Genomic DNA, 13,152 nt, shown 5'->3' with positions numbered 1-13,152 from the left:
CGAGGCCGACAGATCCCGTTGAGGACCCGAGGTCAGTCAGGCGGTGGGTCAGACCCGCCCGGGAACCGCTCATGAACATCCTCACTGTCAGGCGGGGAGGGCGGGGAGAGCGGCCCAGGCGGCGTCGATCAGGTCGAAGACCTCGTCCACCGCGGCCGCCGGGTCGGCGGTGTCGCGGGCCAGGGAGAAGGCGTCGACGGTGAAGCGGGCTATCGCGCGGCAGGCGGTCGGGGTGCGGGGCCCACCGGGGAGGGCGGTGATGGCCGCCGCGAGGGACTCCGCGTGGCGCAGGCGCATCGACTCCTCGTAGGCGCGCAGGGCGGGCGAGGAGTCGATCAGGCGCCAGATCGGGACGGCGCCGTCCGCGGTGCAGTGCCGAACCATGGCGTGGATCTCGCGGCGCAGCGCGGGGATCAGCGGTTCCTCGGGGGTCCGGTCGGTGGCGGCCCGGACGAGGCGCTGTTCGAAGTCCTCGTCCTGCTCGAAGACCAGGGCCTCCTTGCCGGCGAAGTGGGAGAAGACCGTGGTGACGGCGACGTCGGCCTCGGCGGCCACCTCGCGGATGCCCACCGCGTCGTAGCCGCGGTCCAGGAAGAGCCGCAGGGCGGTGTCGGCGATCTTCCGGCGGGTCGCGGCCTTCTTGCGCTCGCGGCGCCCGATCGGCTCGGCGGGAGCGGTCTGCTCGGTCATGCCGTGATGCTATCAGCCACGAAAACGGAACAGCTTCAAAATACTAACCGTTAGTGTTACGGTCGGCCGCATGACAACCAGGAAGACCATGAAGAAGGTGGGCTTCGCCGCGTTCGGCGGCCCCGAGGTCCTGCGCCTCGTGGACGCCGAGGTGCCCCGCCCGGGCCCCGGCCGGATCCGGATCGCCGTACGGGCGGCGGGGGTGAATCCCGTCGACTGGCGACTGCGGGAGGGCCAGGTACTGGGGGCCCATCCGATCGAACTGCCCGCCGGGGTCGGGCTGGACGCGGCCGGGGTGGTGGACGAGGTCGGCGCCGGGGTCGAGGGGGTCGAGGTCGGTGACCGGGTGTTCGGCGAGGGCGTCGACACCTACGCCGAGTTCGCCGTGCTGTCCGCCTGGGCCCGGATGCCCGAGGGGCTGACCTTCGAGGAGGCGGCCGGGTACCCCTCCGTGGTGGAGACCGCGCTGCGGGTGCTCCACGAGGTCGGGGTGCGGTCCGGGCAGACGCTGCTGGTCAGCGGCGCGTCCGGGGGCGTCGGTTCGGCGGTGCTGCAGATCGCGCGCGACCGCGGCATCACGGTGATCGGCACGGCCGGGGCCGCGAACCAGGACTACCTGCGCGGCCTGGGCGCGCTCGCCACCACGTACGGCGAGGGCTGGGTGGAGCGGGTGCGCCAGCTCGGCCGGGTCGACGCCGCGCTGGACCTGGCGGGTTCCGGGGTGATCCGCGAGCTCGTCGAACTGACCGGGGATCCGCGGAAGGTGGTCTCCATCGCCGATCTCGCCGCGCCCGGACTCGGGGTCCGCTTCTCCGGCGTGGCCGGGAGCGTCCCGGCGGCACTCGCCGAGGCCGCCGACCTGATCGCCCGGGGGCGGCTGCACATCCCGGTCGACACCTCGTACCCGCTCGCCGAGGCCGCGGCCGCACACGCCGACAGCCGGGCAGGGCACACCCGCGGACGCCGGGTGATCGTGGTGTGAGGGCGGCGAGGGAAAGGGACGGGCCCCGGACCGGCGCGCAGGCCGGTCCGGGGCCGCTCACCGGGTGTCAGCCATCGTTCTCCGCGGAGGGGATGTAGGCGCCGGGGACGTCGTTCGGGGCGTGGATCGCGTCCTCGCCCGGGTACGGGGCCTTCCAGTTGTGCGTCTGATACCAGGTCAGGTGGTTCATCTGGGCCGGGTTGGCGCGGTCCGGCGCGGCGTTCGGGCCGGTCAGGTGCTGCTTGGCCTTCCAGTCCTCCCACTGGGCCGCGACGCCCTGCTCGGCCGCCGGCGGGGCGACGGTCACCGGCGCCGCCGTCGCGCTGCGGTCCTGGGCACCGGGCACGTCGACGCCGCAGGAGGGCGGCGTCTTGAGGCCGTCGGTCAGCGAGGTGCGGTTGGGCACCGCGTCGAACGGGGTGAAGTCCGGCTTGTCGGTGAAGGCCGTGGCCATCGGGCTGGCCGCGCTGTCCTTCTGGTTCATCGGGTGGATCCCGAGGATCTGCTCGATGGTGCGGACCATGGTGATCTGCGAGTAGTAGCGGCTGTCGACGGCGCCGTGCTGCGCCCAGGGGCTGATGACCTGGATCGGGGCGCGGTGGCCGTCGACGTGGTCGAGGCCGGCCTGGGAGTCGTCCTCGGCCACGAAGATCGCGGTGTCCTTCCAGTACTCGCTGTGCGATATCTCCTGGACGATCCTGCCGACCGCGAGGTCGTTGTCGGCGACCTGCGCGGCCGGGCCGGCCGGACCGCCGGTGTGGTCGCTGGACAGCCACAGCATGTTGAGGGCCGCCGGGCCGTTCTGCTCGAAGTCCTGCTTCCAGACCTGGTAGCGGTACTGGTCCGGCACGTCCAGGTCGAACTTCGGGAAGCCGGGCACCGACACGTCGTTCAGCGAGGGGATCGGCGAGGAGGAGTTGAGCGGGTAGGCGGTGTCGTCGCCGGTCGCGTCCATGTTCTTCGCGTCGCAGTACAGGTTCTGCCAGTTCGCGCCGTCGGGCTTGGTGAGGAACTGGTGGAACTCGCCGAAGTCCCGTACGTCCTGGCCGGCCGCCTGGGCGCCGGTCCACAGGAAGCCCGAGCGCTGGTGGCCCAGGGCGTCGTCCTCGGTGTCGTAGCTGCGCTCGTACTCGCCGGCCGAGGACTCGGTGTACTCCGGATTGTCCGCCTGCATCAGCCAGTTGTGGCCCTCGGCGGAGTTGGTGCCGATGTCGTAGGTGTTGTCGTACAGCCCGAACTGCTTGGCCAGGGCCTGCTGGTTGGGCGTCACGTTCGCGCCGAACTGGGCCAGCTTCGGGTCGCCGTTGCCCTTGCCGATGTCGCCGAAGACCTGGTCGTAGGTCCGGTTCTCCTTGACGATCAGGAAGACGTGCTTGATCGTCGACGGGTCGCCGATCCGGCCCGGCACCGGTACGGGCTTCGCCTTGTGCCGGTCCGCCGTCTGGACCGCGCCCTTGGTCCAGCCGTTCTGCTTGAAGACCCTGTCCGTCTGGGAGCGGATCTCCTTGTCGGCGGGCAGGGTGAAGCGGGTCAGGCTGGAGGTGGTGTCATGGGTGTTGTGGGCGCCGGTGGAGTTGGGGCGCCGGGCGTCGATGCCGCGGGTGTTGGAGACGACCACCGTGGAGCCGACGGTGGTGATCTCCGCCGGGAAGTAGTCGGTGGGCAGCAGGCCGACGTAGCCCACCGGCTCCTGGGCGCTGGTGAAGCGGTAGACGGCGACCGCGTCGGCCCGGCCGAGGGTGACCAGCAGGCGCCCGTCGTCGGTGAGTGTCATCGCGGTGGGCTCGTAGCCGACGGAGGCCTCCGGCCAGGGCTTGGTGGAGATGCGCTGCACCACCTTGCCGCGGGCCGGGTCGATCACGGACACCTGGTCGGAGGAGGTGTCCGCGACGAAGACCGTCCCGTTCTTGGCGTACACGGCCGTCGGGTGCAGGCCGACGTCGATGGAGCCGACGGCACCGGACGCGTCCGCGAGGTCGATCACGCTGACGGTGCCCGTGGTGGCGGCGCCGGTGTCCGGGTCGGCCGGCACCTGGGTGCCGTAGGAGTTGAGCGTGTCGTCGTCGGGGGTGGCGGCGCGACCGCCCTCGTTGCTGACGTACAGCTTCTGCCCGACCTGCACGATGCCGCGCGGCGCGGTGCCGGTCGTCCAGCTCCGGCCGAGCGCGCCGGTGGCCGCGTTGATCTCGACCACCCGGTTCTGCCCGTTGACGGCCGCGTACACCGTCGAGCCGTCGGCCGAGAACGCCAGGCCCGAGGCGAGCGCGTGCTTGGCCCCGTCGGCCGGGATGGCGACCGTCACCGGGTTCGCCAGCGAGCCGTCCGCGTTCACGGTGAACTTGGTGTAGCCGTCGAGCTGGCCGAGCCACAGCTGCTTGCCGTCGGGCGAGTAGACCGGGGCCTCCTGGCCGACCGAGCCGACGGTCAGGTGCAGGTCGGCGGTCTTGGCCTTGCCGGCCCGCTGCTGCACCTTGCCGGACTTGAGGTCGACGACGACCAGCGACGCGTCGCCGTCGGCCAGCGAGGCCGCCAGATGGGTACCGTCCGGGCTGACCCGGGAGCCCATCAGCTTGCCGTTGTCGATGACCAGCCGGTCGCCGTAGGGGGCGATGTACTGGTCGCTGGAGATCACCTGGCCGTCGGCGGTGACCTGGCCGACCTGGTCGGTGCCGAACTGGTGGGTGGTCGCGAAAGCCGCGCCCGTGGCCACGGCCACCGCCGTGATGCACGCGGTGGCCAGGGTGGCCCGGCGGCCGGCCCGGCGGCCGAGGAGCACCAGGTGCTCCGTCCGGTCGCGTCGACGACGCGTTACCTGCATGGCGTCAGCCCTTCGTTGGGAGGTGAATGTGCTGGGCGAGGGGTGCGGTGGGTGCGGTGGGTGCGGTAGGTGCGGTGGGCGGACGGGCCGGTCAGTCCGTCGAGGAGTCGAGCAGGTCGATCTGGCCGTCGAACTGCCACAGCGGGTTCGGCGCGTCCCCGGTCCCGGTGTGGACCAGGAAGTAGCCGTTGACCTCCTTCGGCCCGTCACCGTCGGCCATCACCCGCCCGTCCGAGGCGACGTCCAGCTGATAGACCGCCGTGCCGGGGGCCTCGGTGCCGGGCAGGTGCCAAGTGACCACGCAGCGCCAGTCGTTGCCCGGCCCCTCCGGGTCGACCTGGCCGTCGCCGCGGTCGCACTCCGCGCTCACCCGCAGGTCGGCCTCGGTGACGGCGGGGCGGTGCAGCTGCTCGGTCTGCAGCCGGTAGAGGTGGGCGAACACGGTGGAGACCGACCGCTGTACCTTCGCCCGGCTGATCCCCGACCCCGTCGAGGGCGCGGCCACCGCGACCACCCCGGTGGTCAGCGCGAGCAGTCCGGCCAGCGGCAGCACCCCGTGGCTGAGCGCGCGGCGCTTCTCGCCGTCCTCGCCGCCGTTGGTGAAGTCCCGCCGGACGAACAGCCGGTAGGCCGCGCCGGTCGCCACCACGACCCACACCAGGCTCACCGCGACCGAGATCAGCAGCTCCTGGAGCCGGTTCGGGTCGACGAACAGCCCGTTCCAGGAGACGAAGGCATAGCCGGGCAGGGCCAGGCGCAGCGGCACCGGCAGCGGCAGCGTCTGCGCGAGCTGCATCGCGACCGCGGACAGCGCGGGAACGAGCAGGCCCATCGGCGAGCGGCCCAGGATGACCGAGCCGAGCAGCCCGAGCGACGCCAGCGCCATCGTCGGCGCCAGCGCGGCGGTCCAGGCCAGCAGGACGCTCACGGCCGCGTCCGACGGGGCCAGCAGGTGCCCGTCGACGCCGACCAGCGGCTGGTTCCCGACCGCCACGAGCCCGCCCACCGTGCCGGAGGCCGGCAGGCCGGCCACCAGCAGGACGATCACGGTGGCGCTCGCCAGGGCCTTGGCGAGGAAGATCCGGCGCGGCGAGCGGACCGCCACCAGCAGGTGCCGCCAGGTGCCGAGCCGGTCCTCGGCGGCGAACACGTCACCGGCGACCACGGAGGTCAGCAGCGGCAGCGCCCAGGAGCCGGCGAAGCCCAGCACCACCAGCGGGCCGGCCCAGGCGGTGGCGTGCATCCAGCGGCCGAACAGGGTGTCGGAGGGCAGTGTCCCCTGCTGGGCGACCGCGGCCACGAACAGCCCGGGCAGCGCCCAACAGGCCAGCACCAGCAGCCGGATCCGCCACTGCGAGACCAGCTTCACCAGCTCGAAGCGGTACACCCGGCCCACCGGCACCCGGCGCGCCCCGGATCCGGCGGCCGCACCGGCCACCGCCTGCCCGGCCGTGACCGTGCTCATCGCCCGTCCTCCTGCTGCCCATCGGTGAGGGCCAGGTACGCGGCCTCCAGCGGTGACACCACGGGCGCGACCTCGCGCACCCGTACGCCCTCCTGGACCAATCCGGCCAGCAACTGCTCGACGGCCGGTCCGGAGGCGCGCACCACCAGCGCCTCCGTTCCGCGCCACGCCCCGACCCCGTCCACGACCGTCACCCCGGCCGTCCCGGCGGCCACCTGCCGGGCGGTGCGCAGGTCGGAGGTGAGCAGCCGGTGGTCGAGCGCCCGGGTCTCGGCGGCCAGTTCGCCCAGCGGGCCGGAGAAGCGGACCCGCCCGGTGGCGAGGATCGTCACCTCGGAGCAGAGCGCCTCCAGGTCGTCCATCCGGTGGCTGGACAGGACGACGGTGACGCCGTCCTCCGCGAGCCGGCGCAGAGCACCGTGTACGTGCTGCTTGCCCGCCGGGTCCAGGCCGTTGGAGGGCTCGTCGAGCACCAGCAGCCGCGGCCGGGTGAGCAGTGCGGCGGCCAGGCCGAGCCGCTGGCGCATGCCCAGCGAGAAGCCCCGCACCCGGTCGTCGGCGACGTCCCGCAGACCGACCTCGAACAGCACCTCGCCGATCCGGCCGGCACCGGTGTCCTGGCCGCGCAGGGCCGCCAGCGCGGCCAGGTTCCTCCGCGCGGTCAACGACGGGTAGAGGCCGGGCCCGTCGACGAACCCGGCCACGCCGTCGGGCGCCGCCAGGGCCCGGCCGACCGGTCTGCCCAGCACCTCCAGCTCGCCGCCGTCGGCGACGGCCAGCCCGAGCAGCAGCCCGAGCAGGGTGGTCTTCCCGGCTCCGTTCGGCCCGGCCAGCCCGTGGATCCGCCCGGGGAGCAGCTCCAGCCCGACCCCGTCGAGTGCCACGACGTCACCGAAGCACTTCGTCAATCCCCGTGCCCGTACGACAGGTTGCGTGTCTTCCATGGCTCCTTCTCGCAGTCCACCAGGGAAGGTAGGGGGTTGCCGGGGTGGAGTCAGGAGCGCGCGGTTGAACTCCGATGGAACAGCAGAGGGTCGACCGCGGGGTGTCCGGCCGAGCGGCTGCGGTCGCCCCGCTCAGCGGGTCCGGAGGGCTCAGAGGGTGATGGTCCGGTACTCGGTGGAGCGAGGGCGGGGAACCGATCCCTGGATGGGGCGTCAGCCCTCGGCACCGCCGTGCCGGCGCGCGCGGTAGGAGGCGGCCTTGACCCGGTTGCCACAGGTCCGCATGGCGCACCACTCGCGCCGGTGGCCGCGGGAGCGGTCGAGGTAGACCTGGGTGCACTCCGGCCGGGCGCACTCGCGCAGCAGCGCGGCGTCGTCACCACCGAGGATCTCGACGGCCTCCCGGGCCAGGGCCGCCAGGCCCTGGGAGACGGATCCGCTCCTGGTCGCACCGGTGGCGTGCAGCCGCAGCGTCACCGGCAGTCCGGCGGCGTGCCGGTTCAGCTCGGCGATCGCCCGGGCCGGCATCGGCCGGCCGTCCAGCCGGGCGGCCACCAGGGCGTAGATCGACTCGCGCAGCTCGACGGCGATGTCGAGGTCGGTCTCGTCGGCGCCGGCGCCGCCGTCGAGCATCCCGGACTCCACGAACCAGGCGTCCAGTTGCTCGGGGGAGGCCAGCTTCTCCATCGGCGCGGCGTTGCGCCGGGCGCGCAGCGTGCCGACGAAGTCCAGGGGCAGGGTCCCGCAGGGGAAGGCATGCATCACGTCACCATACTGACCAGTCACCGCTCCGAAGGCAATGCCCGGTGCCCTCCCGCGGGCTTCCGCGGGAGTCCCGACGGCGGCCACGCCGTGTCGCCCGCCGCATCACCGTCCAGACCGGTAACGTTCCGCCCGACCCGTCTCTCGCGCCGGTCCCCGCACCTCCCGGAAGGCAACTCATGATCGACAGGCGGGGCTTGGCACAGGCCTGCCGACCGCCCCGCAGACACGGCCCCGGGCGCGGCTCACCGGGCACGGCTCACCGGGCGCGGCTCACCGGGCGCGGCTCACCCGCGTGGGAGCCGGGGCACCGGTGCCCCGGCGGAGCGCAGCCTGGCCTCGGTCAACGCGGTCAGCCGGGCCGAGTTCCGCACCTCGTCCTCGCGGTGCCGGTCGATCAGCCGGTACTGGGTCGCGGCCCTGCTCCAGGCCTCCAGTCCGGCCGGGTCCGCCAGCAGCGCGGGGTTGGCAAGGTAGCGGTCGGCCATGGCGGCGGCGAGCTCCTCGATCCTCGGGTCGTCCGGCTCCCACTGCTCGGCCTCCTGGGCCCGCTGGGCGAGCTCGACGAACTCCGGGTCGTCCAGCTGCCGTTCGAGCTGGGCCAGGAAGGCGTTGAAGCCTCCCGGCACCAGCACCCGGGCCAGCACCAGCGCCTCGCGCTGCCCGGACACGTAGTCCGGGCCGAAGCCGAGCTCGGCCATCCGCTCCAGGACGGCGCAGGCGCGGTCGGGCAGCAGGGCCCGGTCGCCTTCGGCGAGGCGGTGCAGCGTGGCGCGGCGCTCCTCCAGCTCGGCAATCCGCTCGGCCAGCCGCCGCTCGACGTCGACGAGGGCGGCGGCGAACCGCTCGGTGTCGGCGTCGAGCAGCGGCCCGACCTCGGCCAGCGGCACCCCGGCGGTGGCCAGCGTGCGGACCTGCACCAGCCGCAGCAGTTCGTCCGAGCCGTAGCGCCGGTAGCCGGAGCTGTCGCGCGGCGGTTCCTCGACCAGCCCGTGCTCGTGGTAGTGCCGCACCGTCTTCACCGAGACGCCGAGGAATGCCGCCGCCTGCCCGATCGTGACTCCGCTCATCATGCGCTCAGCCTCTCGTCCGATCGGGCCCGACGGCCAGTCGACCAGCCGGTCAGCCGGTCAGCCCGCCGACCCGGATTCCCCGGATTCCCCGGCCGGCTCGGACGGCCCGGCCTGCTCACCGCCGAACACCGCGCCCACCAGCAGCTGCTGGGCCTTCTGGAAGCCCGCGGCGATGGACATCTCCGGGTCGTCCACGAAGTTCAGACCGGCCGTCAGGACCCGGCGCCCGTCCGGCGTGCCGTACATCAGCGCCGCCGAGCCGATGGTGGCGCCGTTGTGGTGGTAGACCGTACCGGCGGCCGGGCCCAGGTCCTGGGCGAACAGCCCGAGGCCGTAGCCGACCCGCCGCTCGGGCGTGCGCATCTCGGCCAGCAGCCCGGCGGGCAACAGCCTGCCGCCCATCAGCGCGGCGAAGTAGGTGTGCAGGTCGCGGGTGGTCGAGATCATGTCGCCGCCGGCCGCGACCCAGGTCGGATCGTGCCGGGTGACGTCGACCGTCCGCTCCTGCCCGCCGTCCGGGTAGCGGTAGTAGCCGTGGTGGTGCGGCTCGGGGACCTCCGGCGAACTGCCCGGCGCCACGGTCCCGGTCAGCCCCAGCGGGGCCAGGACCAGCCGGCGCAGCTCCTCGGCGAAGGAGCGGCCGGTGGCCCGCTCGATCACCAGCCGGGCCAGCACGTAGTTGGTGTTGGAGTAGCTCCAGCCCTCCCCCGGCTCGAAGCGCGGGGACCGCGACAGCGACAGCCGCACCAACTCCTCGGGCAGGTAGGTGTGGAAGCGGCGGTCCACCCACTCCTTGCCCCGCCACGGGACGCCGGGCACCACCGTGCCGTCCTCGAGCAGCTCACCGGTGTGGCTGAAGACGCCGCTGGTGTGCTGCAGCAGCATCCGTACGGTGATCCGGTGGTCCAGGCCGAACTCGGGCAGGTAGTGGTCGGCCGGGGCGTCCAGGCCGATCCGCCCCTCGGCGGCCAGCAGCAGCACGGTGGTCGCGATGAAGCTCTTGGTGCTGCTGCCGATCCGGAAGTGCCCGTCGGTCAGCGGCGCGGCATCGCCGCCCAGTTCGCGCGCCCCGGCGCTGCCGACCCAGGCGCCCCGTTCGTCGCTGACCCGCAGCTGCACCCCGAGGAAGCCGGACCGGACCAGCTCCTCGATCGCCTGCCGCAGCTCCGGCCGGTCCGGCCCCTGGCCGGACCCCGCGAATCGGTCGGCGTGGTCGGCGTGGTCGGCGTGGTCGGCGTGGTCGGTGCTCATGGGTGCTCCTCGGTATCCGTCGGGTCCGGACCCCTGTCCGGCTGCCACGACGAATCTCCACCCTGCCCCAGGGGCGGCCTCAAGCGTGATCCGGCTCACACCCGCGCTGCGGCACCCCGACGGCGGGGCACCGCAGCGCGGCCATGGCCCGGAGTCGCCGGCTCAGCCGGTGACCTCGATCGTGACGTCGTAAATGCGCTGGTCCGGAGAGCAGTTGAGAGCCTCGCCGCACACCGTGCGGGAGGCGGTCAGGTGGGCCGTCCCCGCCGTGCGGGCGGTGAAGGAGGTGGTGACGGTGCCGCAGCCGCCGCCGGGGCGGCAGGAGGGGGACGGCACGGTGGTCGGCGCGCCGGCCGGGGAGAGCACGTCGGGGGCGGAGCTGGTGGCGGCGGACCAGTAGGTGGCGTGCAGTTCGACCGAGACGGTCGCGCCGACGGCGACCTTCACCGTGGTGCGGTCGGCCTTCTCGTCGGCGGTCACGGCGGCCGGCGTGGTCAGCGCTGTGGCCGTCGGCGCGGACGCCGCCGCCGTCGTGTGGGTGGAGCCGCAGCCCGCCAGGGCCAGCAGGGCGGCGGCGCAGCCGAGGGCGAGGGCGATGGGTCTTCTCGGAGTCACGGTGATTCCTTCGTGCCGGGGTGGAAGCGGTACCGGTTCGACGCACGGGACGCCGGATCGGATCCCCCCAAATGCAGAAAAACCACACCGGGGCGGGCGCGAGGCCCACCCCGGTGCGTAGAGCGGAGGCGATCGTCAGGAGACGGTCACGTCGTCGTAGTAGGTGTAGGTCGGGTCACCCGGGTAGTTGTCGTCGTGGTTGCTCAGGGTGAGCGTGTACGAGTGGCCCGGGGTGACGGTCGCGGTCTGGTTGGTCCAGTTCGCGGTGGCGGCACAGGTCTTGGCGAGGACCGTGGTGGTCGTGCCGGTGGTGTTGTCCTTCAGCGTGGCCGTGGCCCAGTCGTAGGTCACGGTGTCCGGGCAGGTGTTGCTGTACCAGAAGGACAGCTTGCTGGAGCCGGACGGCGCGGTGAAGGTCTGGGCGAGCGAGGAGTCGCCGGTCGGGTTGGTGGAGCCGACCATGGCACCGTAGTTGCCGCTGTGCGCGGCGGCGGCGGTGGCGGAGGTGGAGCCGGCGGCGGTCCAGCTGCTCAGGTTGCCGCTCTCGAAGCCGCCGTTGGTGACGGCGTTGCCGCCGCCCGAGCCGCCGGACTCGGTCCAGCTGAAGGTGGTGTTGCCCGCGGCGCCCGTGGTGTCGGTCGCGGTGACCGTCACGTTGGAGGTGCCGGCGGCGGTCGGGGTGCCGGAGATCAGACCGGTCGAGGAGTTGATCGACAGGCCGGCGGGCAGGCCGGTGGCCGAGTAGCTCAGGGTCTGGCCGGAGGCCGAGTCGCTCGCGCTGATCTGCAGGCTGGCCGCGGTGCCGACGGTGCCGGACTGGTTGCCCGGGTTGGCGACGGTGACCGTGTTGGTGTTGCCGTGGTTCAGGATGGCGTGCGTGATGGCGCAGGAGTTGGTGTCGTTCGACCAGCTGGCCTGCTCGGCGAAGGAGCCGAAGGAACCGAAGGAGACGTTGGCGGCGCCGCCGGCCGAGCCGGGCTTGATCCAGGCGCACTCGTCCGAGTTCTCCTGGCCGTTGTACGAGCTGCCGGAGACGTGGTTGGTCCAGCCGCCGGCCGGGTTCTGGTCGGACATCATCTCGTGCCACTCGTGGCCGAGGGTCATCGTGAAGCCGTCCAGCGTGCCGGGCGAGTTGACGAAGCCGACGCCGCAGCTGGCACCCTGGTCGATGTTGTACGGCTGGTTGGAGAAGGCGATGTCGCCGTAGGGCGAGTTGGCCGCGCCACCGTTGAGGGTGGTGTCACCGTTCCAGTCGTGCCAGGCGCAGTACCCGGTGGTGGGGTTCTGGTAGTCGTCCGGGTTGGTGCCGTGCGGCGACAGGATGATGTAGTACGCGTCGCGGTTGGAGGCGGCCGTGGTGTTGCCGAAGTGGCCGGCGGCCGCGACGGCCTCCTGGGCCAGCTGGTTGCCGGTGGCCTGCGCGGGCGAGGCGGCCGCGTTGTCGTACCAGACGCCGGAGAGCACGCCGCCGCTCTGGTACGGGATGAAGTTGGCGTTGGCCGGGCAGCTGACCGCGCCGGAGGCGACGTTGGGGCCGTCGCACCACTGGGTCAGGTCGGCCGACCAGGTCTCGCCGTTGGTGCCGATGCCCTTGAACATCTGCTGGGTGGCACCGGCCGCACCGGCCGAGTCGCCGGAGAACTTGGCGTTGCCGTTGGCGTCGGTGGTCTGGGTGCCCCACTGGGTGCCGTAGAACACCAGGTAGACCTTGGAGTGGCCGCTCTGCACGCCGATGCCGTCGACGCCGCCGCCGTAGGACAGCGTCTGCTGGCCGGTGGCCGCGGCCTGGTTGTGGGCGGCGAGCCACTGCTTGTACTTCTCGTGCTGCTGCTTGCCCGGCACCGCGCCGTGGCGGTACGGGTGGCCGTTCTGCGGGCTCCAGGGGTTGAACTCGTTGTTGACGCTGCCCGAGGAGCTCGAGATGGACTGCGCGGCGGCCGGTCCGGCCGCACCGGCGAGGCCGGCGGCGGCGAGCGCGAGGGACGCCATGCCGGTGAGCGCCGCGTACTTCGCGCGCCTCATTCTGGGGGAGTGACCCATGGGGTGAGGGTGCCTCTCTGGTTACCGATCGCCCATTGCGACTGGGGGGCCGCGAACGATCCCTTTGTGGGGAAGGAGCAGCGGACGGAATCCACCGGACGCCGAATCCGGACGTATCTTCCGGACAGCCGGAATTGACGGTCTTTCGGCGCGCCATCTGCTTGGGCATGAAGGAAAGCAGAGTTGATGAACGGTGGTCAACGGCTAAGGGTAAGGAAACATTAAGAACGGCGTTCGGGCAGGTGAAGTGCCTGATGCCGGATCAATTCACGGCCTGCGACATTCACTGAATAACGGTCGGAAGACTGTTTCGACATTCAGTGAAACGTCGCCGTTTCAACATTGCAGCATTTCCGGCCGACCGGTTCGCCACGGCCGGGCCGCAGCGCTGTCCGCGGACAGCCGCTGGGCCGGGTACACGGGACGACGGAGAGCAGCACCGGTACCGCCGCCGACCGCTCCCCGGCCTCCGTGCAGGACCGCTTCCAGCTCTGGCCGGCCCTGCTCGCCCC

Annotated in this window: 10 protein-coding genes; 1 reads left to right on the top strand and 9 read right to left on the bottom strand. The window is 72.5% G+C overall.

Annotation, left to right across the window (positions count from 1 at the left end; translation table 11 throughout):
• Window positions 1-87: 87 nt before the first annotated feature.
• Window positions 88-690, bottom strand: coding sequence for a TetR/AcrR family transcriptional regulator (locus tag ABTY61_RS39670; protein ID WP_350510092.1), 603 nt, complete (start codon window positions 688-690; stop codon window positions 88-90).
• 88 nt (window positions 691-778) lie between these two features.
• Here ABTY61_RS39670 and ABTY61_RS39665 point away from each other — a divergent pair, with 88 nt between their 5' ends.
• A complete protein-coding gene (locus ABTY61_RS39665) occupies window positions 779-1,672 on the top strand; it encodes an NADP-dependent oxidoreductase (RefSeq protein WP_350510093.1) in 894 nt (297 codons plus the stop codon).
• Between the two features lie 67 nt (window positions 1,673-1,739).
• On the opposite strand, the gene ABTY61_RS39660 is transcribed toward ABTY61_RS39665, so the two are convergent.
• The 8 genes from ABTY61_RS39660 to ABTY61_RS39625 all read right to left on the bottom strand — a co-directional run bounded on the left by ABTY61_RS39660 (window position 1,740) and on the right by ABTY61_RS39625 (window position 12,622).
• Window positions 1,740-4,490 (bottom strand): bifunctional YncE family protein/alkaline phosphatase family protein, encoded by a 2,751-nt coding sequence (locus ABTY61_RS39660; protein ID WP_350510091.1) that lies wholly within the window; start codon window positions 4,488-4,490, stop codon window positions 1,740-1,742.
• 91 nt (window positions 4,491-4,581) lie between these two features.
• A complete protein-coding gene (locus ABTY61_RS39655; RefSeq protein ID WP_350510090.1) occupies window positions 4,582-5,955 on the bottom strand; it encodes an ABC transporter permease in 1,374 nt (457 codons plus the stop codon).
• Window positions 5,952-6,899, bottom strand: coding sequence for an ABC transporter ATP-binding protein (locus ABTY61_RS39650; RefSeq protein ID WP_350510089.1), 948 nt, complete (start codon window positions 6,897-6,899; stop codon window positions 5,952-5,954). The genes ABTY61_RS39655 and ABTY61_RS39650 overlap by 4 nt, the downstream gene beginning before the upstream one ends.
• Window positions 6,900-7,112: 213 nt before the next feature.
• Window positions 7,113-7,664 (bottom strand): CGNR zinc finger domain-containing protein, encoded by a 552-nt coding sequence (locus ABTY61_RS39645; RefSeq protein ID WP_350510088.1) that lies wholly within the window; start codon window positions 7,662-7,664, stop codon window positions 7,113-7,115.
• 284 nt (window positions 7,665-7,948) lie between these two features.
• Window positions 7,949-8,734 (bottom strand): MerR family transcriptional regulator, encoded by a 786-nt coding sequence (locus ABTY61_RS39640; RefSeq protein ID WP_350510087.1) that lies wholly within the window; start codon window positions 8,732-8,734, stop codon window positions 7,949-7,951.
• Window positions 8,735-8,791: 57 nt separating this feature from the next.
• On the bottom strand, window positions 8,792-9,985 hold the full coding sequence (locus tag ABTY61_RS39635) for a serine hydrolase domain-containing protein (protein WP_350510086.1): 1,194 nt from the start codon (window positions 9,983-9,985) through the stop codon (window positions 8,792-8,794).
• Between the two features lie 162 nt (window positions 9,986-10,147).
• Complete coding sequence (locus ABTY61_RS39630) at window positions 10,148-10,600, bottom strand: hypothetical protein (RefSeq protein WP_350510085.1); 453 nt, start codon at window positions 10,598-10,600, stop codon at window positions 10,148-10,150.
• A gap of 135 nt (window positions 10,601-10,735) precedes the next feature.
• Window positions 10,736-12,622, bottom strand: a complete 1,887-nt coding sequence (locus tag ABTY61_RS39625; protein WP_350510084.1) for an Ig domain-containing protein — start codon at window positions 12,620-12,622, stop codon at window positions 10,736-10,738.
• Between the last annotated feature and the right edge of the window lie 530 nt (window positions 12,623-13,152).

The organism is Kitasatospora sp. NPDC096128 (genome assembly GCF_040303105.1).
Taxonomy (GTDB): domain Bacteria; phylum Actinomycetota; class Actinomycetes; order Streptomycetales; family Streptomycetaceae; genus Kitasatospora.
Note: the sequence above shows the minus strand (reverse complement) of the source record. Positions and strands in the feature narration are given on the sequence as shown.

Coding starts and splice junctions, on each gene's coding strand:
- ABTY61_RS39670 (WP_350510092.1), bottom strand. CDS start 690: ATGACCGAGCAGACCGCTCCCGCCGAGCCGATCGGGCGCCGCGAGCGC.
- ABTY61_RS39665 (WP_350510093.1), top strand. CDS start 779: ATGAAGAAGGTGGGCTTCGCCGCGTTCGGCGGCCCCGAGGTCCTGCGC.
- ABTY61_RS39660 (WP_350510091.1), bottom strand. CDS start 4,490: ATGCAGGTAACGCGTCGTCGACGCGACCGGACGGAGCACCTGGTGCTC.
- ABTY61_RS39655 (WP_350510090.1), bottom strand. CDS start 5,955: ATGAGCACGGTCACGGCCGGGCAGGCGGTGGCCGGTGCGGCCGCCGGA.
- ABTY61_RS39650 (WP_350510089.1), bottom strand. CDS start 6,899: ATGGAAGACACGCAACCTGTCGTACGGGCACGGGGATTGACGAAGTGC.
- ABTY61_RS39640 (WP_350510087.1), bottom strand. CDS start 8,734: ATGATGAGCGGAGTCACGATCGGGCAGGCGGCGGCATTCCTCGGCGTC.
- ABTY61_RS39635 (WP_350510086.1), bottom strand. CDS start 9,985: ATGAGCACCGACCACGCCGACCACGCCGACCACGCCGACCACGCCGAC.
- ABTY61_RS39625 (WP_350510084.1), bottom strand. CDS start 12,622: ATGAGGCGCGCGAAGTACGCGGCGCTCACCGGCATGGCGTCCCTCGCG.